At 72.7% G+C, this 25245-nt stretch carries 21 protein-coding genes; 10 read left to right on the top strand and 11 right to left on the bottom strand.

Annotated features, from left to right (window positions below; all coding sequences use genetic code 11):
* Positions 1-2 precede the first annotated feature (2 nt).
* The 4 genes from ACQB60_RS36100 to ACQB60_RS36085 form a co-directional block, all read right to left on the bottom strand.
* The gene (locus ACQB60_RS36100) at positions 3-1121 is read right to left on the bottom strand and encodes a hypothetical protein (RefSeq protein WP_496930340.1); all 1119 of its coding nucleotides are present in this window, start codon (positions 1119-1121) and stop codon (positions 3-5) included.
* 38 nt (positions 1122-1159) lie between these two features.
* The gene (locus tag ACQB60_RS36095; protein ID WP_496930339.1) at positions 1160-2122 is read right to left on the bottom strand and encodes an N-acetylneuraminate synthase family protein; all 963 of its coding nucleotides are present in this window, start codon (positions 2120-2122) and stop codon (positions 1160-1162) included.
* A 14-nt stretch (positions 2123-2136) separates the two neighbouring features.
* Positions 2137-3447 carry a cytidylyltransferase domain-containing protein gene (locus ACQB60_RS36090; protein ID WP_496930338.1) on the bottom strand — a complete coding sequence of 437 codons (1311 nt, stop codon included), beginning with the start codon at positions 3445-3447 and terminating at the stop codon, positions 2137-2139.
* A gap of 86 nt (positions 3448-3533) precedes the next feature.
* Complete coding sequence (locus tag ACQB60_RS36085; protein WP_496930337.1) at positions 3534-4865, bottom strand: DUF6716 putative glycosyltransferase; 1332 nt, start codon at positions 4863-4865, stop codon at positions 3534-3536.
* Positions 4866-5063: 198 nt separating this feature from the next.
* On the opposite strand from ACQB60_RS36085, the gene ACQB60_RS36080 reads away from it, so the two are divergent.
* From ACQB60_RS36080 to ACQB60_RS36070, 3 genes are read left to right on the top strand one after another with little or no spacing between them, the layout of a single operon-like run.
* The gene (locus ACQB60_RS36080) at positions 5064-6053 is read left to right on the top strand and encodes a glycosyltransferase family 2 protein (protein WP_384845799.1); all 990 of its coding nucleotides are present in this window, start codon (positions 5064-5066) and stop codon (positions 6051-6053) included.
* Entirely contained in the window at positions 6050-7429 is a 1380-nt protein-coding gene (locus ACQB60_RS36075; RefSeq protein ID WP_496930336.1) for an alpha-2,8-polysialyltransferase family protein, read from the top strand. The genes ACQB60_RS36080 and ACQB60_RS36075 overlap by 4 nt, the downstream gene beginning before the upstream one ends.
* The gene (locus tag ACQB60_RS36070; RefSeq protein ID WP_496930335.1) at positions 7426-8550 is read left to right on the top strand and encodes an acyltransferase family protein; all 1125 of its coding nucleotides are present in this window, start codon (positions 7426-7428) and stop codon (positions 8548-8550) included. Before ACQB60_RS36075 ends, ACQB60_RS36070 begins: the two co-directional genes overlap by 4 nt.
* 15 nt (positions 8551-8565) lie before the next feature.
* On the opposite strand, the gene ACQB60_RS36065 is transcribed toward ACQB60_RS36070, so the two are convergent.
* The gene (locus ACQB60_RS36065; protein WP_496930334.1) at positions 8566-8748 is read right to left on the bottom strand and encodes a hypothetical protein; all 183 of its coding nucleotides are present in this window, start codon (positions 8746-8748) and stop codon (positions 8566-8568) included.
* On the bottom strand, positions 8745-9422 hold the full coding sequence (locus tag ACQB60_RS36060) for a TetR/AcrR family transcriptional regulator C-terminal domain-containing protein (protein WP_496930333.1): 678 nt from the start codon (positions 9420-9422) through the stop codon (positions 8745-8747). Before ACQB60_RS36060 ends, ACQB60_RS36065 begins: the two co-directional genes overlap by 4 nt.
* A 37-nt stretch (positions 9423-9459) precedes the next feature.
* On the opposite strand from ACQB60_RS36060, the gene ACQB60_RS36055 reads away from it, so the two are divergent.
* The 5 genes from ACQB60_RS36055 to ACQB60_RS36035 are packed head-to-tail and all read left to right on the top strand — an operon-like array spanning position 9460 to position 16709.
* Positions 9460-10938: an FAD-dependent oxidoreductase gene (locus tag ACQB60_RS36055; protein WP_496930332.1), complete on the top strand. Its 1479-nt coding sequence runs from the start codon at positions 9460-9462 to the stop codon at positions 10936-10938.
* A 33-nt stretch (positions 10939-10971) separates the two neighbouring features.
* Positions 10972-11442, top strand: coding sequence for a winged helix DNA-binding protein (locus tag ACQB60_RS36050; RefSeq protein WP_496930331.1), 471 nt, complete (start codon positions 10972-10974; stop codon positions 11440-11442).
* 40 nt (positions 11443-11482) lie between these two features.
* Positions 11483-12646: a hypothetical protein gene (locus ACQB60_RS36045; protein ID WP_496930330.1), complete on the top strand. Its 1164-nt coding sequence runs from the start codon at positions 11483-11485 to the stop codon at positions 12644-12646.
* Positions 12630-16190: a CHAT domain-containing protein gene (locus ACQB60_RS36040; protein WP_496930329.1), complete on the top strand. Its 3561-nt coding sequence runs from the start codon at positions 12630-12632 to the stop codon at positions 16188-16190. Before ACQB60_RS36045 ends, ACQB60_RS36040 begins: the two co-directional genes overlap by 17 nt.
* Positions 16191-16232: 42 nt before the next feature.
* A complete protein-coding gene (locus ACQB60_RS36035) occupies positions 16233-16709 on the top strand; it encodes a hypothetical protein (protein ID WP_496930328.1) in 477 nt (158 codons plus the stop codon).
* A gap of 4 nt (positions 16710-16713) precedes the next feature.
* On the opposite strand, the gene ACQB60_RS36030 is transcribed toward ACQB60_RS36035, so the two are convergent.
* Positions 16714-18297: an acyl-CoA mutase large subunit family protein gene (locus ACQB60_RS36030; protein ID WP_496930327.1), complete on the bottom strand. Its 1584-nt coding sequence runs from the start codon at positions 18295-18297 to the stop codon at positions 16714-16716.
* A gap of 103 nt (positions 18298-18400) precedes the next feature.
* Between ACQB60_RS36030 and ACQB60_RS36025 the strand changes: the two genes are divergently transcribed.
* Positions 18401-19225, top strand: a complete 825-nt coding sequence (locus ACQB60_RS36025; RefSeq protein ID WP_496930326.1) for a L,D-transpeptidase family protein — start codon at positions 18401-18403, stop codon at positions 19223-19225.
* 210 nt (positions 19226-19435) lie between these two features.
* Here ACQB60_RS36025 and ACQB60_RS36020 read toward each other — a convergent pair whose 3' ends face one another.
* The 3 genes from ACQB60_RS36020 to ACQB60_RS36010 all read right to left on the bottom strand — a co-directional run bounded on the left by ACQB60_RS36020 (position 19436) and on the right by ACQB60_RS36010 (position 22456).
* A complete protein-coding gene (locus ACQB60_RS36020; RefSeq protein ID WP_496930325.1) occupies positions 19436-20629 on the bottom strand; it encodes a hypothetical protein in 1194 nt (397 codons plus the stop codon).
* A complete protein-coding gene (locus tag ACQB60_RS36015) occupies positions 20629-21300 on the bottom strand; it encodes an RNA polymerase sigma factor (protein ID WP_496930324.1) in 672 nt (223 codons plus the stop codon). Before ACQB60_RS36015 ends, ACQB60_RS36020 begins: the two co-directional genes overlap by 1 nt.
* A 346-nt stretch (positions 21301-21646) precedes the next feature.
* A complete protein-coding gene (locus ACQB60_RS36010) occupies positions 21647-22456 on the bottom strand; it encodes a hypothetical protein (RefSeq protein WP_496930323.1) in 810 nt (269 codons plus the stop codon).
* A 174-nt stretch (positions 22457-22630) separates the two neighbouring features.
* On the opposite strand from ACQB60_RS36010, the gene ACQB60_RS36005 reads away from it, so the two are divergent.
* Complete coding sequence (locus tag ACQB60_RS36005) at positions 22631-24058, top strand: FG-GAP-like repeat-containing protein (protein ID WP_496930322.1); 1428 nt, start codon at positions 22631-22633, stop codon at positions 24056-24058.
* On the opposite strand, the gene ACQB60_RS36000 is transcribed toward ACQB60_RS36005, so the two are convergent.
* The gene (locus ACQB60_RS36000; RefSeq protein WP_496930321.1) at positions 23995-24981 is read right to left on the bottom strand and encodes a hypothetical protein; all 987 of its coding nucleotides are present in this window, start codon (positions 24979-24981) and stop codon (positions 23995-23997) included. The genes ACQB60_RS36005 and ACQB60_RS36000 overlap by 64 nt on opposite strands.
* Between the last annotated feature and the right edge of the window lie 264 nt (positions 24982-25245).

The raw sequence follows: 25245 nt of genomic DNA, 5'->3' as shown, positions 1-25245 counted from the left end.
CCTCAAGCCGTAGCCGTAGCCGCCACCGAAGCCAGCCTCTGCACATCCCGCGCCGTCCCCGTCACCCCCGACAGGAACCCCTGCGCCCGCGGCGACGCCGTCTCCGTGAGCCAGGACGGGTCGATGTCCATGACCGCCACCTTGACCTCCGTGCCCGCGAGGGCAAGTGGCAGTGTGTGGACGACCGTTGAGGGGAAGCTCAGAATGACCCGTCCGATCGGGCCCCGGCGTGCGATCAGCTCCAACGGCAGGTCGGGGCGGACCACTTGGAGGCCCGTCTCGACCGCGAGGCGGTGGAGTTTCTCCGCGCTCTCGCGGCGGTGCGCGAAGTAGCGCGTCGCCCCGTGCGCCACCGCCAGGCCGCGCACCGCATCGACATAGCGGTCGGGGTCCACGACTCCCGTTTCCACCAGGGACGTGCCGACCAGGTCCGCGCCCCGCGAGACGCGCGGCGGGCCGAAGCGGGCCCGCGTCCAGGCGAAGTCGTTCGCCGTCACCGTCACCCCGTCCGGCGCCGATTCGATCGGCATGGACGAGAAGACCTCCACCGTACGGCGGGGGCTCGGGGTCAGGCGGCGGCGGGCCGCCCCCGAGACCGGGGCGAAGACCAGGTCGCGGGGGCCGGGGCGGCCGCCCCGGCGGTGCCAGCGCACCAGGCGTTCGCCGCGCGCCAGTTGGGAGACGAACTCCATCGTGGCCGTGCCGTCGTCGACCACGACGAGGGAGCGCGCCCGCGTGATCGTCAGGAGCAGCTGTACGTAGCGGGAGAAGGGGTCGCCGATCACGACCCGGTCCGCGCGGCGCAGCGCTCCCGCGAGGCCGCCGACCGTGTGGAAGGGGGCCGTGGGGCCGCCGCGCGCCTCCTCCCAGCGGACCTGTACGCCCTCGTCGCGGGCCAGCTGTGCCATGCGGCGCAACTGGCCCCGCGTCATCGGGTCGTTGGGAGACAGGACCACGACGGTGAGCTCCCCGGCCGAACCGGTCGCACCACCGGTTGCGGAACCCGTCGCGCCCGCCGCATGTGCCCACTCCATGACATTGAGGAGCTGAACAGGGCTCTCCACGAACGCGAGCGTGGTGAGCGGACTGGCCGGGTCGGCCGAACCGGCGTGAGAACTCATCGTCGTATGTCCCGTATCCGTCAGGGGTCCCGCGGGCTTCAGACGGCGACCGGCTCGCGCTCCGCCGCCTCGGACTCGGCGACGACGCCCGCGACGCGGCGCAGCTTCTTCATCGGGCCGAGCTCCGACTCGTAGACCTTCTTGACGCCGTCACCGAGGGACGCCTCGATGGTGCGGATGTCGCGGACGAGGCGGGTCAGGCCCTGCGGCTCGACCGAGGCGGCCTGGTCCGAGCCCCACATGGCGCGGTCGAGGGTGATGTGGCGCTCGACGAAGGTGGCGCCGAGGGCGACGGCCGCGAGGGTCGTCTGGAGGCCCGTCTCGTGGCCGGAGTAGCCGATCGGGACGTTCGGGTACTCGGCCTGGAGGGTGTTGATGACGCGGAGGTTCAGCTCCTCGGCCTTCGCCGGGTACGTCGACGTGGCGTGGCAGAGCAGGATGTTGTCCGAGCCGAGGACCTCGACCGCGTGGCGGATCTGCTTCGGGGTCGACATGCCCGTGGAGAGGATGATCGTGCGGCCCGTCGCGCGCAGGGCGCGGAGCAGCTCGTCGTCCGTGAGGGAAGCCGACGCCACCTTGTGCGCGGGGACGTCGAACTTCTCCAGGAAGGCGACGGCCTCGGTGTCCCACGGGGACGCGAACCAGTCGATGCCGCGCTTGGCGCAGTGGTCCGAGATCGCCCGGTACTCGGACTCGCCGAACTCCACGCGGTGGCGGTAGTCGATGTACGTCATGCGGCCCCAGGGGGTGTCCCGCTCGATGTCCCACTGGTCGCGCGGGGTGCAGATCTCCGGGGTGCGCTTCTGGAACTTCACGGCGTCGCAGCCGGCGTCAGCGGCCACGTCGATCAGCGCGAGGGCGTTCTCCAGGTCACCGTTGTGGTTGATGCCGATCTCGCCGGTCACGTAGACGGGCTGACCGGGACCGGCGGTGCGCGAACCGAAGCTGCGGAGGCGGGAGTTGAGGGAGGCGGCCGCGGAGGTGGCGGGGGTGGCAGACATGAGGATTGCGTTCCTTACTTGTTGAGGGAGTCGAGAGAAGGGCCGAGGATCCAGCTGGCGATCTCTCGGATCGCGCCGTCGCCGCCGGGAACGGTGGTGACCGCACGTGCGGCGCCGCGTACGACGTCGTGGGCGCTCGCGACCGCCACGGGCCAGCCGACGAGGCCGAAGCACGGGAGGTCATTGACGTCGTTTCCGACGTAGAGCACGCGCTCGGGAGCGATGCCCTGCTCCTCGCACCACTGCTTGAGTGCGAGGTCCTTGCGGTCGATGCCGTGCAGGACCGGGATCTTGAGTTTCCGGGCCCGGGCGGCGACGACCGGGTTCTGTTCCGTGGACAGGATCAGCATCGCGAGGCCGCTCCTGCGGAGGGCCGCGATGCCGAGTCCGTCTCCCCTGTGCACGGAGACGAACTCCCGTCCGTCGGAGTCGATCAGCACCCTGTCGTCGGTCTGGGTGCCGTCGAAGTCGAGGACGACCGCGTCGATGTCGTCGGCGGTCGGGAGCGAACCGGGCTGGTCCGCGTCGAAGAGGGGCGCGAGCGCACGGGCGCGCGCCAGGTCGTGCGGGTCGTCGATCTCCAGGACCCGCGCGGGGTCGGTGCGCACGAGCTCCGTACGCCCGAAGAAGCGGTGCTTGTGGTCGCGGAACCCGGCCGACGTCATCGCGTACACGGCGCCGGTCTCCAGGAGGTCCTGGGGGCGGTCCTGGCGGCGCGGCCGGAAGGACTTGTCGTGGTTGACGCCGTAACCGCCGTCCGTGGCCGTGGTGTTGGCGACCTTCACCGATCCGTTCCCGCCCACCTCGTCCGTGCGCTGCGCGCCGAGGACCGCGGGCTCGTCGTCGGCGTCGCGCCACACGAAGCCGTGGAAGGGCGCCACGGTCAGGGCGGTGTCGGCGCCGCCGCGCACCACCGCGTCGACCACGGCGTCGACGTCCTCGCGGACGATGAAGGGGCTGGTGCACTGGACGAGGAGGACCACGTCGACGGGCTCGCCGTGCAGCGCCTCGTGGGCGTCCATGGCGTGCAGCACGGCCGCCTCACTGGTCGCCGTGTCCCCGGCGATCGCCGCGGGCCGCAGCACCACTTCGGCACCCGCCGAGCGCGCGGCCTCGGCGATCACGTGGTCGTCGGTGGAGACGACGACGTCGGTGACGAGCCGGGCGGCCCGCGCCTCCCGGACGGCGCGCGCCACCAGTGGGACGCCGCCGACCGGGGCGAGGTTCTTGGCGGGCACGCCCTTGGAGCCACCGCGCGCGGGGATCACGGCGAGGACCCGGCGGGTCGGCGTGCTCGCTGGGGCAGGGCGGTCGGGGTGGGACATGGGGGCGGCTCCTTGGCGGGGGAGGTGGGGGTGGGGGTTCGGCACGTTCGGCGCGGCCGCGGCTCGCTCGTCCGGCGTCGGCCCGGTCACAGCTCGCCCATCCGGCGGATGACGGGCGCCACGCGCTGCACTCCGTGGCGGTAGGCGCCGCGGGCCGCGCTGCGCACGGCCTGGCGCACCGGGCCCGGCTCGCGGTCGGCGGCGGGTGCTCCGGGGAGCGGGGCGCCGTCGGGGCCGAGGTGGTGGCGGGCGAGGATCCGGGGCAGGTAGCCGGAGGCGGTGACGGGGCTGTAGTACGGGGTGAGCTGCGGGAGTCGAGGAGTGGCGAGCAGCTCTTCGACGCGCGAGCGGGCCGCGTCGAAGGCCGTCGCGTACGTCCCGTCCGCGGCGACTCCCTGGCGCGCCGTCCACTCCGGGTCGGCCTCGGGCCGGTGCCCGGCGTCCAGCTGGTCGAAGGAGGCCAGGCAGCCGGAGCCGATGAAGTGGTGGTTGCCGAGCGCCTCGCGCACCCCGAGGTCGGTGAGGACCGCGGTGGGGATGCGCCGGTGCAGGGCTTCGAGCGCGGCGGTGGAGCTGATGGTGACCAGCAGGTCGGTGTGGTCCAGGACGTCGCCCATGTGCCCGTACACGAGACGGAAGTTGGGCGGCGCGTCCTCGGCCTTGACGAGCTTCTGGTACGGGAGTTCTTCGATGTGCGTGGTGTGCTCGCCGGGCTTGCTGCGCAGCTTGAGCAGCACCTCGCGCTCGGGGCGCTGCCGCGCGTGCCGGACGAGGCGGCGCAGCAGGTAGGTGCGGTCGGCCTTGTTCTCCGGTACGGAGGGCTGGGCCGCGAAGACCACCGTGTAGGGGTCCTTGGCCTCGTAGGGCGCGCCGCCGAGGAAGGGCAGCGCGCACTCGGTGACGCTGGAGGCGTCGGCGCCCACTCCCTCGTAGACGGCGCGGAAACGCTCCGCGTCCTGGCGGGAGTTGGCGAGGACGACGTCCGCGCCGTGCCGCAGGAGCAGCCCGTCGGCGAGCTTCTCGTAGACGACGCCGACGTAGCCGGTGACGACGACGGGGCGCCGGGCGCGCCCCTGCCAGGCGTGGGCGAGACCGTGCAGGACCGCCTGAACGGCACCGCCGACGAGGGCGAGCACGACGATGTCGTACGAGGTCCCGTCCTCGCCGTCGCGCCCCATCTCCTGCAGGAACTCCACCGCGGTGACTTCGCGGAGGGAATCGGCGCGCACGCCGACTTCCTGGAGCTGCCGGGGGGTGGGGGTGGCCCGGCCACGGAGCAGATATCCGTCGAGTCTGGCACCCTGGATGAGGCGGTTCGCGGTGAGTGCGCCCCATTTCCACCGGGTGTCGGAATCGGCGAGCACGGCGATGCGTGTCTGCTGCTGATCCCTGGTGGTCTCGTTGTCGCTTACTGGCACAGCCAAGACGCTAGGAAGGCCCGTCGATTCGCGGCCCAACTCAGGTGCAACAAACGGTTAACAGAGAGCCGACGAATGGCGAATCGGCACGTCGGAATCGTCTCTCACAAGCCGGTTAACCATCCCGCCATGCGTCGTTCACCTGACATCCCACCAAGGGTCAAGACGAATGCCGGGCCGACACCTAACGTCACCCACGTGGTTAAGCTCTCCGTCATCGTGCCGTTTTTCAACGTGCAGCAATACGCGCCCGACACCTTGAAGAGTCTGCGTGCCAACGCACGGGACGACTTCGAATTCATTCTCGTGGACGACTGTTCCAAGGATGAGACGCCGGACATCCTGGAACGCGCCGCGCGGGAACTGCCGGACGCGGGCTGCCAGGTCAGACTCATCCGTCATGAGCAGAACGGCGGCCTGGCGACCGCCCGCAACACGGGCCTGGACGCCGCGCGCGGGGAGTACCTCACCTTCCTGGACGGCGACGACTGGCTCGCTCCCGGCTATTACGGTCAACTCCTCGACCGGATCGAGCGGTTGGACGTCGACTTCGTCCGCACCGACCACGTCCAGTGCACCGCGCGGGCCCGCTCGGTGCACCGCGTCCCCTACGGCCGCCGCGACGAGGCCCTGAATCCGCGCGACGCCATACTGCCCGCCGACCGCTCGACCTCCGTCGACTACGCGTACGCCTGGGCGGGCATCTACCACCGGCGGCTCGCGGACGCGGGCCTGCTGCACTTCACGGACGGGCTGCGCACGGCGGAGGACCGGCCGTGGATCTGGCGGCTGCACAGAGAAGCGGAATCGTTCGCGGTTTCGGGCCTGTTGGGCGTGTTCTACCGGCGTGGCGTCGCGTCCTCTCTCACCCAGATCGGCGACGTGCGGCAGCTCGATTTCATTCGCGCATTTGATCAAGTCGTACGGGAAACGGCACAGGACCGGGACGCGGCGAGCCTGCTGCCGAAGGCCGTGCGGACGTATTGCGCCATCATTTCCCACCACTTGGGATCCATCGAAAGGTTCGAACCGGCTGTGGCCCGCAAATTGAAGTCGATGAGCGCCGCCGCCCTGAAGCGGATGCCGCAGGGCGTGCTCGACGAGGCACTCGACTCCATGGACGTCCAGCGCGCCACCCGGCTGCGCAGGCTGCGGCGGCGTCCGGTCGCGGCGGAGGTCGCCGCGTGACCACGTCCTGGCTCACCAGCCCGCAGCGCACCACCCGTATCCACGTCGCCTCCACCCTCTACGGAGTGGCGACGCTGGCCGCCGCCATCGACGCGGACCGCTTCACCCCGGTGGACCGCAGCATCCTCCTCGTCTCCAACAACGCGGCCACTCCGGAGACGACGGCGGGCCCCGACACGGCCCCCGGCTTCGAGCGGCTGCGCTCCCGCTTCGACGAGGTGCTGTCCTGGAACGAGGCCATCTCGCCCTTCCACCCCGGTGGTTGGTCGCCGCGCGGCGACGACGTCCCCCTGTGGGAGCGGTATCTGCGGCTCACCTGGGGGCTCGGCGACGACCGCGTGGAGCTGGCGCTCGAATCGATCCAGGTCGACCCGGCCCTGGCGATCGCACGGATCTTCACGGGCGCGCCCGTCGACGTCTACGCCGACGGCCTGATGAGCTACGGCCCCACCCGCAACAAGATCGACCCGCTGGTCGGCACGCGCGTGCGCCGGCTGCTCCACCTCGACCTGGTGCCGGACCTGAAGCCGCTGCTCCTCACCGAGTTCGGCGTCGAGCCGGAGCTGGTGCCGACGGACGTGTTCCTCAAGGTGCTCGGCCAACTCGGCGAGTCCGAGGGCGAGTTGCCCGAAGGGCTGCCCGGCCCCGGGACCGAGCCCGCCCTGGTCCTCGGCCAGTACCTCTCCGCGCTCTCCATCCTCACCCCCGAGGAAGAGGAGGAGCTGCACCTGACCATGGTGCGCGGCGCCCATGAACGCGGTCACTCCCACGTGGTGTTCAAGCCGCACCCCACCGCCCCTGCCGCCTGGAACCGCACCCTGGAGAAGGAGGCGGAGCGGATCGGCGTGCACCTGACGGTGCTCGACTCGCCGGTCCTCGCGGAGGTCCTCTACCAGCGGATGCGGCCCGCGCTCGTCGTCGGCTGCTTCTCCACGGCGCTGCTCACCGCGTCCGCGTTCTACGGCCTGCCGGTGGCGCGCACGGGCACCGAGCTGCTCCTGGAGCGCCTGGCGCCGTACCAGAACAGCAACCGCGTACCGGTCACGATCGTCGACGCGCTGCTGCCCGACCTGGATCCGGCGAAGCAGCAACAGCCGCTCTCCGTGACGGAGTTGAAGGGGCTGCTCGGCGCCGTGGGCTTCGCGATGCAGCCGCAGATCTACCCGGGCCTGCGCACCGCCACCGAGGACTACCTCTCCCGGCACCTCACCGACCGCACCTGGCGGTACTTCAAGCGCCGCCGCCTCACCGCCCTCGCGCTGCCCGGCGCGCTGCCCTCGCAGCTGTCGTTCATCCCGCGCAACGCGACGGTGCGCAAGGTCGCGCGCCGCGCCCGCTCGGTGAAGCGCTCCTTCAAGCGGACCGCACTCGGATGACCGCGACGGGCACGACCGTTCCCGCGCCCGCCCCGGAGGCGGTGGCCGCACCGGTCCGCGCGAAGGCCGCACCCCGCCTGCGCGCCCTGGACGGCCTGCGCCTCATCGCCGCCCTGATGGTCGCCGCGTACCACTACGGCGGCCGGGACGGCGAGATCGCCAAGGCGTGGGGCAGCTCACCCAGCCACCAATTCCCGTCCCTGCACGGCTGGTTCGCCTACGGCTGCCTCGGTGTGCAGATCTTCTTCGTCATCAGCGGCTTCGTGATCTGCATGAGCGGCTGGGGGCGGCCGCTGCGCTCCTTCTTCGCCTCGCGCGTCTCGCGCCTGTATCCCGCGTACTGGGCGGCGATCGCCCTGGTGACGCTGGTCTTCGCGCTCCCGGCGGTGGCGTTCAAGGCGGTCTCACCGAGCGACACCCTGCTGAACCTGACCATGCTCCAGCAGCCGCTGGGCGCGCACCGGGTCCTCGGGGTCTGCTGGACGCTCTGGGCGGAGCTGCGCTTCTACGCGCTGTTCGCGGTGTGCGTGGTCCTTCCGGGGGCGACGCGCGCCCGGGTCGTGCTGTTCTGCGCGGGCTGGACCCTCGCGGCGGCGATCGCGGAGGCGGCGAACGAACCGCTCCTTGACCTGGTCCTGATGCCCGAGTACGCGCCGTTCTTCATCGGCGGCGTCGGCATCTACCTGCTGCACCGCAACCGCGGGGACGCCACGGCCTGGGGCATCGTCGGCGTGAGCTGGCTGATCGGCCAGCACTACGCGGTGGACCGGCTCTGGCACCCGGCGAGCACGCCCGCGTTCTCGTACCGCTCGGCCTTCGTCATCATCGCGATCGTCACGGCGGGCTTCGCGGCGGTGCTCCTGATCGCGCTCGGCTTCCTCGCCCGCGCCAACTGGGGCTGGCTGACGGTGGCGGGCGCCCTCACGTACCCCTTCTACCTGGTGCACGAGCACCTGGGCTGGGTGGCGGTGGGCTTCCTGCACCAGCGCCTGGGGCTGCCCTCGTACGCGACGCTCGGGCTCACGGTGGCGGCGATGCTGTTCCTGGCGTGGCTCCTGAACCGGTACGTGGAGGCGTGGGCGACGCCGCGCATACGGCGGGTGCTGAGCGCTCCTCGATGAGGGCGCGACCGGACCTCAGTAGCCGCCGGGCTCTCCGGCCCCGGGCTCCCCGGTGAGGTCCGCCACCAGCTCGTCGATGACCTCGCTCATCACGCCCTGAGCCTCGCCGATCGCGTCGGCGAGCTCCTGGACCAGGCGCTCCAGCGTCTCGTCCACGCTCTCCGTGCCCGCTGCGTCCCCGGCTTCGGCTTCGCTCATGCGCCCACCTTACGGTCCGGTCCCCCGGGCCGGACGAGCGTCGCCCCGATCCCCTCGACGACCGCCGCGAGGCCCTGCCCGAAGCCCGCGTCGTAGTCCCGGAACATCTCGTATCCCGCGGCCGCGGCGAGCGGGAACTCCGCGAGCCGCTCGGCCCGCGCGTCCAGGTCGTACCCCTCCTCGCCCTTGGCCGGGTCGGGGCCCATGGCCTGCTCCTCGATGACGTACCCGATGGTGTAGCTGTACGCGGTCTGCCAGGCGCGGGCGGCGTCGGCGGGCGTGAACCCGGCACCCGTGAGCCGCCGCAGGTTCGCCTCCATCGGCGCCACGTACGACAGGTCCGTGAAGTGCGTGCCGCTGTAGACCTTGGCGCCGTCGCGGTAGCGCAGCAGCTGGGCGCGGAGCCCGCGCATCGCGGCGGCGATGACCGTCCGCCAGTCGGCGCCGTCCGGCGCGACCATGTCGTCCACCATGCGCCGCAGCATCTCGGTGGCCATCTCGTCGAGCAGCGCCTGCTTGTCCTTGAAGTGCCAGTACAGAGCGGGCGCCTTGACGTCCAGCTCCTTGGCGATGGCGCGCAGGGTCAGCCCTTCGAGCCCCGTCTCGTTCAGGAGGTCGAGGGCGGTGCGGGCCACCAGGGTCCGGTCGAGTCGCGTCGTTCGTTCGCCAGCCACCTTGACAACTTAACACCGTTAAGCGCACCCTCGGGGCATGACGGAACTTAACAGCGTTAAGGACGTACTCATCGTGGGCGCGGGCCCCACCGGCCTGACCCTCGCCTGCGACCTGGCCCGGCGCGGTGTGCGCGCCCTCCTGGTCGAGCGGGCCGAAACGCTGTTCCCCGGCTCGCGCGGCAAGGGCATCCAGCCGCGCACACAGGAGGTCTTCGACGACCTGGGGGTCCTCGACGAGGCCCTGGCGCTCGGCGGGACGTACCCGACGGGGATGATCTGGCGCGACGGCGAACGGCAGGGCGAGCGGCCCATGTTCGAGGCGGTGGCGCCGACCCCCGCCGAGCCCTACACCGTCCCCCTCATGCTGCCGCAGTGGCGCACCCAGGAGATCCTGCACGCGCGACTGCGCGAACTGGGCGGCGCGGAGGTCGAGTTCGGCACGGCGCTGACCGCCCTGGCGCAGGACGAGGACGGGGTCACCGCCGAGCTCACGACGGACCACGGCACACGCACCGTGCGCGCCCGCTACCTGGTCGCGGCGGACGGCGGCCGCTCCACGGTGCGCCGCGCGCTCGGCGTCACGATGACCGGCGAGGCCGTGGACCCGTACCCGACGATCGTCGCCGACGTCCGCGTCCGGACCGGCGCCCTTGACCGCGACCACTGGCACATGTTCCCGCCGGCCACGGACGACGACACCCTCGCGAACACCTTCACGGCGCTCTGCCCCCTCGCCGGGACCGAGGACTTCCAACTGGCCGCCCGCCTTCCCGAGGACGCCACCCCCGACCTCTCCCCCGACGCCGTACGCGCACTGGTCGCCGCCCGCACCCACCTGGCCGCCGAGGACGTGACCGAGGTCCGCTGGGCCTCCGACTTCCGCCCGCGCGCGGCGATGGCGGGCCGCTTCCGGGCGGGCCGGGTGTTCCTCGCCGGGGACGCCGCGCACGTGCACTCGCCCGCGGGCGGCCAGGGCCTCAACACCGGCGTCCAGGACGCCTACAACCTGGGCTGGAAGCTCGGCGCGGTCCTGCGTGACGGAGCCCCCGCCGCGCTCCTCGACACCTACGAGGAGGAGCGCCTGCCGGTCGCCGCGAGCGTCCTGAACCTCTCGACGCGCGTGCACCGCCAGGAGGTCCCACGGGGCCGCGCGACCCAGCAACTGGGCCTGAACTACCGCGAGTCGAGCCTCTCGGCGGAGGAGCGCGGCGGCATCGAGGACGACGCACTCCAGGCGGGCGACCGCGCACCGGACGGCCCCGCGGACCGAGCCGGGGGCGACGGGCACCTCTTCGGCCTCTTCCGCGGCCCGCACTGGACGCTCCTGGCGGTCGGCACCCCCGAGGCCGAACTCCCGCCCCTGAAGGCCGACTTCATCCACGTACACCACCTGAAGCCGTACGAGCCGTACGGCCGGGGCCTGTTCCTGGTCCGGCCGGACGGATACGTGGGCTGGGCGGGGACGGACGCGGCCACCCTGCCCGACTACCTGAAGCACGTCACCGCGAACGTTTGACCTCAAGTTGACTTGAGGTTCTACGTTCTCCCCATGACGACTTCCACGTACTCGCACGACGACGCCGGACTCATCAACCAGCCCATCGGCTACTGGAGTTCGGCCACGGGCACCGCCGTGGTCCACTACATCCGCACCACCCTCGCCGAGTTCGGGGTGACCCAGCCACAGTGGTGGATCCTCAACCAGGCGGCCGTCGGCACCGACGACGGCAAGGACCGCTCCGAGGTCGTGGCGACCCTGCGCGGCTACCTCGACGTCGGCGACCGCGCCCTGGAGCACGACATCGACGCCCTGCTCGGCCGCGAGCTGCTCAGCGAGGACGGGAGCGGGCGGCTCCGGCCCACGGACGCGGGGCGCGAGCTGCACGCCAGGATCGCCGTGCAGCAGAAGGCGAACCGCGACCGGATCCACGCGGGCATCACGGACGGGGAGTACGTGGCGGCCCTGAAGGTGCTCCAGCGGATGATTCACAACGTGGGGGGTGACGCCTGGCACCACTGACGCCAGACTGGGCTCCACGAGTCGTGCACACGGGGGTGCGATGGGGCGAGCTCTGCCTGAGTGGGACGTGCCGTTCGCGCGGGAGGTGTTCGGAAGGGAACCCCTGGCCGTCCTCATGGGCGTCGAGACCGGCATGACGGACCGGGCGCGAGCCCTGGAGGTCATCGAGGAACAGCGTGACGCCATCCCGGACAGCGGATATGTGCTGGCGCTCGCACAGCTGCTGTCCGGGATGCCCTTCACCGCGCTGGCCGGGCTGGAAGAGCTGGCCGACGAGCGGCCGGAACACGTGCCGCTGCGCGTGGACCTGGCCACGGCCCTGGTGCACGCCGGCCGGCTCGCAGCGGCGGGCGCCGTCCTGGACGAGGCCGCCGGTCTCCTCGAGCGGCAGGGCACAGGGCTCGCGCGTCGGTGGCTCGACGAGGTGCGCAGGCGCGCGGAGTGGGTGGCCGACACCCTTGAACAGCGGGCCCTGGAAAGAGAGTTCCTCGTCCTGCGGATCGCGGCGTGGGACGTGAACACGGGCCAGGAGCGGCCCACCGAGACCTCACTGCTGCACGCGCAGAGCCTGTGCGCACTCGGAGAGCTCGACGACTCGCCGGAGCCGTTCTGGACCGCCTCGCGGGTCGTGACGGAGACCCTTCAGCAGCAAGTGAGCGTGCGGGCACTGGAGTTGCTGGTCCGAATCGCCCGTTCCGGTCTGCCCGCCTCGGTGCAGCACGACGCGATGGACTTCCTGCGCCGGGAGCACCCCGAGTCCGCCGTGCTCCGGGCCGCGCGCAGCGCCCCGCTGGCGGGCCGCGAGCTGCGCGAGCGCGAGGCGCGGGCCGAACGGGACTTCCTGTACGAGGAGTTGGTGACCGCCGCCGACGAGAACGACCAGGAAGCCCTGAACCGCGCCTTCGCCCGGCTCAGGCGCCGCGCCATGTCCGCGGAGCACCGCTCGCCCTATCTGGCCCTGCACCTCTTCTTCGAGGTGGCGTCGGCGCCCCCGGAGACGGCCGCCCTCCTGTCCGACGAGGTGGCGCGGGAGCCCGGCATGGAGGCCACCGATCTGCTGCGGATCGCCGGCGCCTTCGCGCGGGCGGGCCGGTGGCAAGAGGCCCGCGCGCACGCCCGGCGGTGCGCCGCCCTCACCCACGACCCCGAAGAGGCGGCACGGGCCGCGGCGCTGCTGGAGGACGACGATGACGCAGCTGTCTGAGGACACGATGTCGGCCACCCTCCGCATGATGACCGCGGCCACCTTCGACGAGGTGCGCACCCTTCTCCGCCGGATCCCCCTGGACCAGCGCGAGGGGGCGGCCGCCTTCCTGGAGGAGATCGGCGACGTCGGGGACCAACCGGCGATGCGTGAGCTGCACGTGTTCCTGGCGCGGTTGTGCAGGTCGGGCGTGGACGGGAGCGGCACGGCGGGCCCCGTGCGGGACTCGGGGCCGGGCACGGGCACGGCCTCCGCCGGTGAAGGCTCGGGCACGGCCTCCCGTACGGGCTCAGGCCCGGCTTCCGACACCGACACCGGCACCGGCACCGACACCGGCACCGACACCGCTTCCGGTCCGCCCGCGGACTTCGAGGACCTTCTCGCCCGAGCCCGCCGGGCCCCGCACCTGCTCGCCGCCCACCGCCTCCTGCACCGCCACCGCGCCCTGCTGCCGGACCGGCCCGTGCAGGCCGCCCAGCCCTCCCTCATGGCCGACTCCGGGGACCGCCTCGCCAAGGCGGGGCTCTGCGGAGTGCTCGCGATGCTCAGCGAAAGCCCGCCCGACCAGGTGCTCGGCCGGGCCCTGTGGGCGAGCGTGCTCGCCGAGCCGGAGCCCCGGCGGGGGCGGCCCCATCAGCCGGAGCCGAAGCTCCGCCGCGCCCTGTTCCACGGAGCGCGCGCCGTCGCTCTCCAGGAGGCCGCCGGAGACGGCTCCTCCCTCCTGATCGCCTACGGCTCGCTCGCCGGGGCCATGGGCTCGCTCAACGACCTCCGTGGCATGCGGCACACCCTGAACCGGGCCCTGGACCAGGCGCGCGGGCGCCGGGGAGTTCCGGGTGACGAACTGGCCGACACACACGCCCAGTTGGCGGGCATGTACGTCTACCGCGACGTGCGGTACCGGGAGGCCCTCGGCCACCTCGACGAGGTCGACGCCCTCACCGCGCAGGGGGTCCGGGCTCCCGTACCGCGGACCACCCTGCTGGACCTGCGGGCGCGCGCCTGGCAGGGCATCGGCGCCTACGGGGCGGCCGTCCGCGCCTTCCGTGAGCTCCTCGCGCTGGCAGGTGAGGACGGCACCGGAAATCTGCGCCGGGAGACCAACTACCGCCTGGCGCAGTGCATGGAGGCGCGCGGCCGCGGCCGGGAGGCCCTGCGGATCCTGCTGGCCGAGCAGGACGCGACCGGCATCGAGACGGCGCCGGGCCTCCCCCAGGTCCACCATCTGATCGCGCGGACCTTCATCCGGGAGGGCGCCCCGGAGCGGCGCCGCCCGGCCGCGCACATGCTCCTGCTGAGCCTGTTCGACCTGGGCGGCCGCCCCTGGGGCGGCCTCGGTGAGATCTTCGTGGCCTACGCGGACCTGGCCCTGCTCGACGGCGAGCGGGAGGAGGCGGCAGGCTATCTGCGGGACGCCCTCGCCATGACGACCGGGGCCGTCGAGGGCGACGAGTGGCACCGGGTCGAGGCCCGCCCGCGCATGCTGGGCTTCGCCGCCGGACACGAGCAGCTCCAGGACCACGACCTGGGCGAGTCCCTGAGCTTCCTCTGCCACCAGGTGCGGCTCATGCTCGGCTCCTCCCCCCAGTTCGCGACCCTGCTGCTGCGCATCCGCCTGATCGTCCTGGAACGCCTGGCCCGCGTCGCCGGAACCAGGGCCGAACGCGCCGCCGCCGAGGCCGAGTTGACGGCCCTCTACACCCAGACCCTCACCGACGACATCTGGTACGCCACCCGCGACCTCTGCCTGCCCGTCGCCGCCCTCCTCGCCGACACGCACGGCCCCGCCACCGCCGAGGCCCACCTGCGCGCCACCCTCGACGCCGCGCTGCGCAACGACCGCGCCGACGACACCCTCGGCGTCCGGCTGGCCCTCGCCCGCATCGTCGCCGAGGACCCGGAGCGGCGGCAGGTCGCCTTCGACGAGCTCTGGGAGTGCCGCGCCATGCTGCTGCGGCAGCGCGAGGGCGACCACGGCGCGCAGTCCTCGCAGGAGTGGGCGGGTCTCGCCCTGCCCGTGTACGAGGAGCTGCTCGCCCTCCTGCTCGGCGAGGGGGAGCCGCTCGCCCTCCCCGACGGCCGTCCCGCTCCCCACCTCGCCTTCGACCTCCACGAGGAGGTCAAGTCACGCGGCATCGTGGAGGACCTGTCCCGCCTCCCGCTGCCGCCGCCCCCGCCGGTCGCCCACGTCGACCCGCGACTCCTGGACGACGAGGCCCGGTTGCTGCCCGCCGTCCGCCGCCTGCTGCACGAGTCCGAACACGGCGACACCGGCGCCGACGCGTCCCGGCAGCGCCAGCGCGAACACATCCTCAACGGCCTCCTCGACGACCTGTACGCCAAGGCCGCGGCGATCGGCAGGACGGCGCCCCGCCACGAGCGGCTGCGCCGCGCCCGCGGCATCGGACTGCCCGAGGCCCTGCGCCTGGTCGAGGCGCACGCCCCCGCCGAGGGGCTGACCCTCGCCTCGTACTTCATCGGGGAACGGCACAGCTTCTGCTTCGTGCTCACCTCGGGCGAGTCCCGGCTGCGCACCTACCGCGTCCCCACCACCCGCGCGGCCCTGCACACCGCGGCCGACGCGATCCGCCGCACCGTCGACGGCGACCCGGACACCTTCCCGCCCCGCCCGCCGATCCACCCGCGCCGCCCCACCCCGCTCCCCCTCGGCGAGCTCTCCGCCCAACTGCTGCCCTTCCAGGACGCGCTGGCCGGCCGCGAGCTCCTGTGCGTCGCCCCGCACGGCCCCCTCGCGGTGCTGCCCCTGCACGCTCTCAGGCTCGCCGACGGCGCGTACGTCGCCGAGCGCGCCGCCCTCACCTACACGCCCAGCCTGTCCGCCCTCGAATACCTCCTCCTGGAGGACATGCCGCGCCCGCACCGGGTGGTGCACGTCAGCGTCGCCTCCGAGGAGGAGCTCGCGGACCCGGCCGCGCCGGACTTCGAGCACGAGAACACCGAGAACACCGCCCACGCCGGGCCCGGCGACGACAGCACCCGGCTCACCGGCACGGCGGCCACCCCCCGTACCGTCATGGCGGCCCTCGCCCGCCACGACCTGGCCTACGTGGCCTGCCACGGCCACTCGGGCGACGGCGAGCCCGACGACGCCGCGCTGATCCTCACCGACGGCCGCCGCCACACCAGCATGCACGCGAGCCCGCAGCTCCCCGACGCCCTGCCCTTCCTGCTGCGCGCCCGCGACATCACGGCCCCGCCCACCGGCTCCACCCCGGCCACGGTCGTCCTGCGCGCCTGCTCGGCCGGCTGGCACGACCCGGCCCACCTGGGCGAGGACTTCACGGGCCTCACCCAGGCCCTGTTCCGCGAGGGCACCCGGGTCGTGGTGGCACCGGTGTGGCGGGTGAACCGGGACAGTTCGGCGGAGCTGCTCGACGGGCTCGTGGACGACCGCAGGGCCGGGGAGCCGATGTGGCGGGCGCTGTGGCGGGCCCAGCGGCGGCTCCTGTCGGACGCGTCGCGGCCGTGGCTCGCGCACCCGTACCACTGGGCGGGGTTCGTGCCGCTCGGCGACTGGAGATGATGTGCCGTGTACGACCGTGTCCCACAGAGGAGTTGACCGTCCTTGACCACCACCGACATCGCCCGCTTCACGGACCGCACGGTCGTCCTGGCCCTGGGCGAGATCACCCACACGCTGGCCGCATCCGGTGCCGAGCCCTTCCCGGTGACCGACGCGGGGCAGGCGCAGGAGGTGCTCTGCGCGCTGTTCGCGGCGGCGGGCCTCGACGCCCCCGCGTTCGGTTCGGGGGACGCCCGCGCCGTCCTGGCCCGCCTCGCCGCCGACGAGGACAGCGCGGCGGTCAGCGGGCCCGTCCTCGCCGACCCCCCGAAGGACGACCAGATGGGCGTGCTGGAGTCGGCGGACCACATCGTGGTCCTCGGCGCCGTCGTCGCCTGGCTGCGCCTCAAGGTCGACTTCCGCTACACCCGCAAGGACGGCAGCAACTCCGTCGAGTTCAAGCTGTCCCAGAAGCCCGCGTCGAGCGGCTACCTCGCCCAACTGGCCCAGACGGTGCGGGACTTCTTCCAGCAGCCGTGACCTCTCAGAAGGTGCCTCGCGGCTCGTACGCCCCCCACACCTCCCGCAACGCCCCGCACACCTCCCCCACGGTGGCCCGCGCCCGCAGGGCGTCCTTCATGGGGTGGAGGACGTTCAGGTCATCGCTCTCCGCCGCCGTCCGCAGCGCGTCCAGGGCCGCGTCGACCGCCTGCTGGTCGCGGCCCGCGCGCAGCGCGGCAAGGCGGGCGACCTGCTGTGCCTCGATCGCGGGGTCCACGCGCAGCGGCTCGTACGGCTCCTCCGCGTCGAGGGCGTAGCGGTTGACGCCGACCACCACGCGCTCGCCGCTCTCCGTCTCGCGCGCCACGCGGTACGCGCTCCGCTCGATCTCACCCTTCTGGAAGCCGTGCTCGATCGCGGCGACGGCGCCGCCCAAGTCCTCGATCCTGTCCATGAGTTCGCTGATCGCCGCGTCCAGGTCGTCCGTCATCCGCTCGACCGCGTACGAACCGGCGAAGGGGTCGACGGTGGCGGTGACGTCCGTCTCGTGGGCGAGGACCTGCTGGGTGCGCAGGGCGAGCCGGGCGCTCTTGTCGGTGGGGAGCGCGATCGCCTCGTCGAAGGAGTTGGTGTGCAGCGACTGGGTGCCGCCGAGGACGGCCGCGAGGCCCTGGACGGCGACCCGGACGAGGTTCACCTCGGGCTGCTGCGCGGTGAGCTGGACCCCCGCCGTCTGGGTGTGGAAGCGCAGCATCAGGGATTTGGGGTTCCGCGCCCCGAACTCGTCGCGCATCACCCGGGCCCAGATCCTGCGCGCCGCACGGAACTTGGCGACCTCCTCCAGGAGCGTCGTGCGGGCCACGAAGAAGAAGGAGAGGCGCGGCGCGAAGTCGTCCACGTCCATGCCCGCCGCGACCGCCGTGCGCACGTACGCGATGCCGTCGGCGAGCGTGAACGCGACCTCCTGCGCGGGCGAGGCCCCCGCCTCCGCCATGTGGTAGCCGGAGATCGAGATGGTGTTCCACTTCGGCATCTCGGCGCCGCAGTAGCGGAAGATGTCGGCGGTCAGGCGCAGCGAGGGCTTCGGCGGGAAGATGTAGGTGCCCCGCGCGATGTACTCCTTGAGGACGTCGTTCTGGACCGTCCCCGTCAACTGCCGCGCGTCGACGCCCTGTTCCTCGGCGACCAGCTGGTACATGAGCAGCAGCAGCGCGGCCGGGGCGTTGATCGTCATCGACGTGGAGACCCGGTCGAGCGGGATCCCGTCGAACAGCACCCGCATGTCGTCGACGGAGTCGATGGCCACGCCCACCTTGCCGACCTCGCCGTGCGCGAGGGGCGCGTCCGAGTCGTGGCCCATCTGCGTGGGCAGGTCGAAGGCGACGGACAGGCCGGTGGTGCCGTCGGCGATGAGCTGCTGGTAGCGGGCGTTGGACTCGGTGGCGGTGCCGAAGCCCGCGTACTGCCGCATCGTCCAGGGGCGGCCGGTGTACATCGTCGGGTAGACGCCCCGCGTGTACGGGTACGCGCCGGGGTCGCCGAGCCGCTCGCCCGGATCCCAGCCCGCGAGCGACTCGGGGCCGTACACCGGCTCGACGGGCAGTCCTGACTCGGTTTCACGCGCCATGGGTCCAGGATGCGCCAACGTTCGAGAGCGGTCACTCGGGGGAAACAGTTTGGGGGACGGTGTCCACTCCAGGGGCGGCGTCCACTACAGCGGGGGGACCGGCATGACCAGAGGACTCATATCCAGACGGCGTACGGCGGTGGGGGCCGTCCTCGCCATGGCCGCGCTCGTCGGCGGCTGCAAGGCGGCCGCCGTGGAGACGGACGGCAAGGCGTCACCGCCGGCGAGCAAGGAGCCGGAGCACTCCGCGCCGCCGACGCCAGGACACACCGCGAAGCCCACTCCGCCCGCCCCGCCCAAGGTCCTCATGGCCCAGGGCGCCCGCGGCGAGAAGGTGCGCGGACTGCAGGCCAGGCTGCGTCAGCTCGCCTGGTTCTTCCAGGACCCGACGGGCACGTACGGCTCGTCCACGGCGAAGGCCGTCAGCGGCTTCCAGGGCAAGCGCGGCCTGCCCCGCACCGGCAGCGTGGACACGGTCACCTGGCAGCGGCTGCTCTCCATGACCCACGAGCCGAGCCGCTTCGAGCGGTACTCGGGCGGCGGCATACCGCCCGCCGCACCCGACAAGCGCTGCCTGACCGGCCGGGTCCTGTGCATCAGCAAGAGCACCCGGACCCTGACGTGGATGGTGGACGGGAAGGCCCGCTTCACCACGGACGTCCGCTTCGGCTCGCAGTACACGCCCACGCGGGAGGGCGAGTTCCCCGTGTACTGGAAGTCCCGGCACCACGTCTCGACGCTGTTCCACACTCCCATGCCGTACGCGATGTTCTTCAGCGGCGGCCAGGCGGTCCACTACTCCTCCGACTTCGCGGCCCGCGGCTACAACGGGGCGTCGCACGGCTGCGTGAACGTACGGGACGAGAAGAAGATCGCGCGGCTGTTCGCCGAGGTGGAGAAGGGCGACAAGGTCGTCATCTACAAGTGAGAGACGCGGGAGGGACAAGCAAGAGAAACAGCGCGGGCGGGACCGGGGGAACGTGTCCCGCCCGCGCTATGTGGCACTGAGTCGAAGGTACGGGGGGAACCCCCGACTCGTGCTCCGGCCGATGACCAGTCGGCTCACTACTTACTGCGCCGCCGCCTCAAAAAACGTCACACCTTGAACGAATTTCAGGAACGGACTTCAGAACGAGCCTCAGGAAGAGCTGCTCGTCGGCGCGGGCGTCACGCGGTACGACGCGGTGGGCATGGCGTGCTGCGGCGCACTCGGCGTGGACGTGGGCCGCGCGGTGTTGCCCTCGCCCGGCCGGTGTCCGCCGCCGTTGCCCCCGGGGCCGGAGCCGCCCGGACCGGAGCCGCCGGAGCCGTCCTCGTCACCGTCCCCGTCGCCGTCACCCTGACCGCCGCCGGAGCTGCCGCCGTTGCCGTTGCCGCCGCCCCCGGAGGAGCCGCGGTCGTCATCGCCGCCGCCGGGGGTGCCGCCGAGCACTCGCCCGCAGAATTCATTGACGCGCTCCGCGCCCTTCGCCGCCTTCTCCAGGCGGCGCCGCTGGTCGGCCGGGAGGTCGCCGTCGCGGTAGTCGCGGCAGGACTCGACGATGCGCCGGTACCAGCCCTTGGCCTCGTCGTCGGAGCCGCTGCCCGTGCCGGGGACCGGCTTCTTCGAGCCGCCGGGCGTGCTGCCCGCGTCGTCGTCCGGCGCCTTGCTGTCCGGGTCCTTCGCGGTGCCGGGCTTGTGCGTGGTGTCGTCGTCCGGGGTGGTGCCCTCGTCGGGCGTCGGCTCGTCCGGGTTCCGGCTGCTGCCGGAGGGAGTCGGCAGGACGCTGTCCGGGGAGGACGCCGCCGAGGGCGTGCGCTCCTGCGCGGGCGCTTCCTTGCGGGTGAACGGTGTCGGCAGGACCCCGGTGCCCGCCGCGACGGCGACGCCGCCGAGCATGCACCCGGCGAGAGCCGCGGCCATGCCGAACCGCACGGGTCTTCCCCAGCGGACGGCACGGGGACGCTCGCCGGGACGGCCCAGGCGCACCGGCCCGGCACCGGCGGACGCCGCCCCCGCCCCCTCGGCCCTGGCCTGCCGGAACGCGGCCAACGCGGCCGCCTCGCCCGGGAGTTCACCCTCCAGGGCGGCCGGAGAAGAAGCGTGCGCGGCCGTCCCGGGACGACCGCTCGCGACGGCGGCACCCGGCCGCACGCCCGACGTCTCCTCCGTGGCGCGCACGGCATCGTCCGCACACAGCGTCTCCAGCGACTCAAGGGCCTGCGCGAGCCGTTCGGCCTGCTCTTGTTCGGCCTGGTTACGGGTGTGAAGGTCGACATCGTCGAGGGGCTCACCGCGCAGCAGGCGTTCCGCCACGGCACGGTCGAGCCACTGGTAGTCCTCGTCGGCCATCACATGTCCTTCTGCGTCCGCGTACGCGAATGCGTCACACCGGTGGACGACACCGGGCGCCCGCGGCGGCCTCGCTGGGGTGGTACCGCGCCGAGCGCGGCGGGGGGCTCGGCACCTTCCGTGCCGTCCGCGCCGAGCAGCTCCGCGAGCCGCTTCAGGCCGCGGTGCGCCGCCGTGCGGACCGCTCCGGGGCGCTTGCCGAGAGTCTCGGCCGCGCTCTTCGCGTCGAGGCCGACGACGACCCGGAGCACGACGGCCTCGGCCTGGTCCTGCGGGAGCTGGGCTATCAGCGCGAGCGCGTCACCGGTGGCGAGGGACTCCATCGCCTCGCCCGCCGTGTCGGCCTCGCCGGGCTTGCCGGTCAGCTCCGTCTCGTCGCCGCCTATCGCCGGGCGGCGCCCCCGCATCCGTATGTGGTCGAGGGCGCGGTTGCGCGCGATGCGGGCCGCCCAGCCGCGGAACCGGTCCGCGTCGCCGGTGAACCGGTCGAGGTCGCGCGCGATCTGCAGCCACGCCTCGGACGCGACGTCCTCCGCGTCCGGGTCCCCGACGAGTGTCCGGACGTATCCGAGCAGCCGTGGATGCACGGCGCGGTACACGGTCCGGAACGCGGTCTCGTCCCCGTCCTGAGCCGCTAGCACCGCGGCGGTCAACTCCGCGTCGTCCCCCACTGCTGGCTGCCTGCCTGTCCCTTGCGCCTAAACCGGCGCCGCTCTCGCGGAGTCGGTTGTTCACCGTTGTGGTTGCTCAATTGATGGTGCGGTGCGTGGTCCCGAAGACAGCGGTCCTGACGTCCGCGGCCTCCCGCGCGATGTAGCACGCTACGGGTTTGACACGCCCTACGTCCATGTTTGTACGACCAGCAACCACCGGGTGACAGAGCGCGGTGTGACAGAAAACGCACCGGCGGCGCTGTAGAGAGTACGGGCCGTCCGCGGTCCGTACCGCGTGACGGCCGGGGCCTCTCCTGTGGGGGGTGGCGGCCTCGGCCGTTCACCCGGACCTGCCGCTGCGCCGCTACGCCTCCAGCAGCGAGCCCGCGCTCCCCAGGTCGATGTCGGCGATCTCGGACGGCGGCGGGGCCTTCACATGGACCGGCTCGCCGTAGTCGGAGAACTCCATCTCCATCAATGAGCGCCCCTGCCGCATCTCCATGGCGAGCGCGTACGGCTTCTTCTCGTCCGCCGCCACATACAGCGTCGCGTCCATCTCCCCCTTGGAGTCGACGAGCGGGATGACGCGCTTGCCGTCGCGGTAGGTCTCGGGCTTGGCGCGGGTGTTCTTGTTGTCCTGGCCGGCGCCGCCGCCCATCGGGCCCATGAGCCGGTCGAGGTCGCACTGGCTGTGCAGCGCGGCCGTGCTCGGGTCCTTGGCCGGGACGGCCATGAACTTGCCGCGTACGAGCGCCGTCCGCTCCTTGGCCCGGGCCTCGACGGCGGGGCCGCGCAGCGCGGCCTGCGCGAGGATCGCGTCCAGCGCGCTGTCCCTGAACCGGAAGAAGACGAGCCCGTCCGCCAGCACCCGGATCTCGCCCGACTTCATCTCCCCCTCGTCGAAGGTGCCGGAGCAGTTGCCCTTCCGGTCCACGAGCAGCGAGACCTTACGGGTGCCCAGGGGCGCGGTCATGGAGACCTTGAGCCGCACGGAGTCGGTCTCGGAGAGCAGCCGCATCGCCCGGTCCGCGAGCTTGCCGCCCCGCACCTGGTCCTCCGGCGGCAGCGTGCGCCACGTCCCGCCGGACAGCGTCGCGGGTTCGTCGGAACCGCAGGCGGTGAGCAGCCCCACCGCCAGCCCCACCGCGAGCGCACCCGCACCGGCTCTCTTCACCAAAGATCTCTTCACAGCTGGAACAGCGCGCCCCGACGTCCCGGCGTCACGCCTCCACGCTGCGGAAAACATCACGCGACATTTCACCCGCCCCCGTACAACCCTTTGCCCACCTCGGCAGTCGTACGCTCGGCCCTAGGTCATAGGGAACAACTGGACGTAAAGGAGGGCGAGTTGAGCCTGAGGAGCAGGGCACTGCTGACGATCGGGGCGGCCGTACTGGGGTGTTCGGGGGTGACGGCGCTCGCGGCCCCCGCGTCCGCGGCCGAGCCGGGCCCATCGGCCCCCACCGCCGACATCGACGGCGACGGCGGCGCCGACCTGGTCGCGGGCACGCCCGGGACCTCCGGCGGCACCGGCTCCCTCACGGTCCTGCCCGGCGGCGCGCAGGGCCCGGCGAGCGGGGCGCAGAAGACGCTCACGCAGTCCTCGCCCGGCGTCCCCGGCAACTCCGAGGCGGGCGACAACTGGGCCGCGGCGACCGCGACCGGCGACATCAACGGCGACGGCTACGCGGACCTGGCGATCGGCGCCCCCGGCGAGGACGACACGACGGGCCACAAGGACAGAGGAGCGGTCACGATCCTCTACGGCCCCGCCCTCACCTCCGGCACGGACATGCAGCTGGCCGACGACTTCCACATGCCGGGCGCCCGGTTCGGCTCGGCGGTGGCGGTCGGCGACTTCAACGCCGACGGGAAGGCGGACGTCTTCGCGGCGTCCACCGGCACGGGCGGCACCTGGTCGGCCCGCCTGTCGGAGACCCACGAGGTCGGCGGCAGCCTGACCACGCAGGACAGCTCGATAGCGTACGAGGACGCGGCGTCCGGCGACTTCAACCACGACGGCTACGCGGACGTGGCCCTGACCTACCGCGACCAGGCGGGCAAGGGCCGGGTCACATGGTTCAAGGGGACGCGGTCGGGCCTGAGCCGGGTCGGGGTCCTCCCGGTCGCGGGCGGCCGCTCGATCGCGTCGGCGGACGTGACGGCCGACGGCCACGACGACCTGGTCATCGGCCAGCCGTACACGTCCGAGTCCGGCGCGCACGCGGGCGGCCAGGTGACGGTGCTCCCCGGCTCCCCGACAGGCCCGACGTCCACCGGACTGACGACGGTCCACCAGTCCTCACCCGGCGTCCCCGGCGCCGCCGAGGCGGGCGACGCGCTCGGCTGGTCGGTCGCCGCCGCCGACGTGGACGGCGACGGCCACGCGGACGTCCTGGCGGGCGCCCCCGGCGAGGACATCACGCGCGCGGGAACGGCCCGCAAGGACGCGGGCACGAGCTTGTTGTTCAAGGGCACGGCATCGGGCCTCACGGGGACGGGCGCCCTCGCGATCTCCCAGGACGAACCCGACGTCCCCGGCTCGACGGAGTCCGGCGACCGCCTCGGCTCCTCGGTCTCCCTCGCGAACTTCGCCACCACCGACGGCCGCGCGGACCTGGCGATCGGCGTCGACGGCGAGGACGCGGGCGACGGCACGATCCTCCAGCTGGACAGCGGCAGTTCGGGCGTCGCCCTGGCGGGCGGGGTGTACTACGGCCGTGCGGCGCTGGGCACTCCGGCGGGCGCGCACGTGGGCGGGTCACTGACGCCGTAGCCCGCCCCGCGCAGGGCCGCCCGCACGACGGAGGCACCTCGTACGGCGGCCGACTCCACACTCGGTACGGGCTCAGGCTCGGACTCGGCCGCCCGCTCCCGACGGCACTCGGCGCACAACTCCTCGTCCCCCACCGGCCGGAAGAGCCACACCTGTACGTGCCGCTCGCCCGCACACTCCCGCATCCGCGCGACGCGCGGCTCGGGCCGTGGTGCGGGCGGCACGGCCACAGGCGGGATCCGCCGCAGCACGTACCGCAGCAGCCCACCGGGCCGGTGAATGCCCGTTCCCGGACAGGGCAGTTGGCGGCTGACCTCGCGCCAGACGCCCTCCGCCGTGTGCCCGCGCACCAGCCACTCCGCGGCCAGCACGGACAGCTCGGCGAACATCCCCCGAGGAACCCGCAGCCGGGGGTCGAGCTGGGGCAGCGCGTCGACGACGCGACGCCCTTCGGCGAGCACCGCGTCCACCTCCGCGCCAGGTTGGAGGGTGTTCCCTACGGGGGTTTCCTCTGGAAGACGGCCGACGGACCGACCCACCGGCGCACCGGCGGCCGGTGCACCACCCGTCGGCGCGACCTGCATCGACTCGTCCGCACCACCGCCCGCGAGCCGGATCGCCTCCTCCCGCACGAGCGGCACCTTGGATACGAGCTGCCGCGTACGCCACCGCCCCCGCTCCACCTGCTCCCGCCACTCGTGCACATACCCCTCGTCCTTCAACTGCCCCTTGGCGCGCAGGAAGGCGACCTTCCCGATCCCGGCGCGCCGGGCGGTTCGGGAAAGAGATTCTTCCGCTTCGGCGGGGAGGGAGAGCTGCCAGGTCAGGAGCCGAACCGCGTCGGAGGAGAGCCGGGGATGCCGGATGATCTCGTTCGGTACCTGAGAGAAGAAGCGCGCGGGCGCGCTAACATGACGGAACATCGTCGGGTGCTCCTAGTGCACTCGAGGTTGAAGGCCCTCGCCGCCGGTTGCAGCCGGGACGGGGGCCGCCTCGTTTCCGTACGAGGCGATCAAGCTGTGCATGCTCACGCTACAGCAACTCCCGTACACGCAGGGTCACTTCACGCCTCGGCACCGCGAACACCTGCACAGCGGATACCTGACCCCCGCCGGGAGCGCCGCGACGTCCCGGGCTGGGTAGTAGACGACCCGGGGCCCCCAGGTCCGCCCGCTGTCCCGCGACAC

Origin of the sequence: Streptomyces odontotermitis, assembly GCF_050510915.1 — a bacterium.
Taxonomy (GTDB): domain Bacteria; phylum Actinomycetota; class Actinomycetes; order Streptomycetales; family Streptomycetaceae; genus Streptomyces.
This window is presented reverse-complemented; position numbering and strand designations above follow the sequence as displayed.

Coding starts and splice junctions, on each gene's coding strand:
- ACQB60_RS36100 (WP_496930340.1), bottom strand. CDS start 1,121: ATGAGTTCTCACGCCGGTTCGGCCGACCCGGCCAGTCCGCTCACCACG.
- ACQB60_RS36095 (WP_496930339.1), bottom strand. CDS start 2,122: ATGTCTGCCACCCCCGCCACCTCCGCGGCCGCCTCCCTCAACTCCCGC.
- ACQB60_RS36090 (WP_496930338.1), bottom strand. CDS start 3,447: ATGTCCCACCCCGACCGCCCTGCCCCAGCGAGCACGCCGACCCGCCGG.
- ACQB60_RS36070 (WP_496930335.1), top strand. CDS start 7,426: ATGACCGCGACGGGCACGACCGTTCCCGCGCCCGCCCCGGAGGCGGTG.
- ACQB60_RS36065 (WP_496930334.1), bottom strand. CDS start 8,748: ATGAGCGAAGCCGAAGCCGGGGACGCAGCGGGCACGGAGAGCGTGGAC.
- ACQB60_RS36055 (WP_496930332.1), top strand. CDS start 9,460: ATGACGGAACTTAACAGCGTTAAGGACGTACTCATCGTGGGCGCGGGC.
- ACQB60_RS36050 (WP_496930331.1), top strand. CDS start 10,972: ATGACGACTTCCACGTACTCGCACGACGACGCCGGACTCATCAACCAG.
- ACQB60_RS36045 (WP_496930330.1), top strand. CDS start 11,483: ATGGGGCGAGCTCTGCCTGAGTGGGACGTGCCGTTCGCGCGGGAGGTG.
- ACQB60_RS36040 (WP_496930329.1), top strand. CDS start 12,630: ATGACGCAGCTGTCTGAGGACACGATGTCGGCCACCCTCCGCATGATG.
- ACQB60_RS36030 (WP_496930327.1), bottom strand. CDS start 18,297: ATGGCGCGTGAAACCGAGTCAGGACTGCCCGTCGAGCCGGTGTACGGC.
- ACQB60_RS36025 (WP_496930326.1), top strand. CDS start 18,401: ATGACCAGAGGACTCATATCCAGACGGCGTACGGCGGTGGGGGCCGTC.
- ACQB60_RS36020 (WP_496930325.1), bottom strand. CDS start 20,629: ATGGCCGACGAGGACTACCAGTGGCTCGACCGTGCCGTGGCGGAACGC.
- ACQB60_RS36000 (WP_496930321.1), bottom strand. CDS start 24,981: ATGTTCCGTCATGTTAGCGCGCCCGCGCGCTTCTTCTCTCAGGTACCG.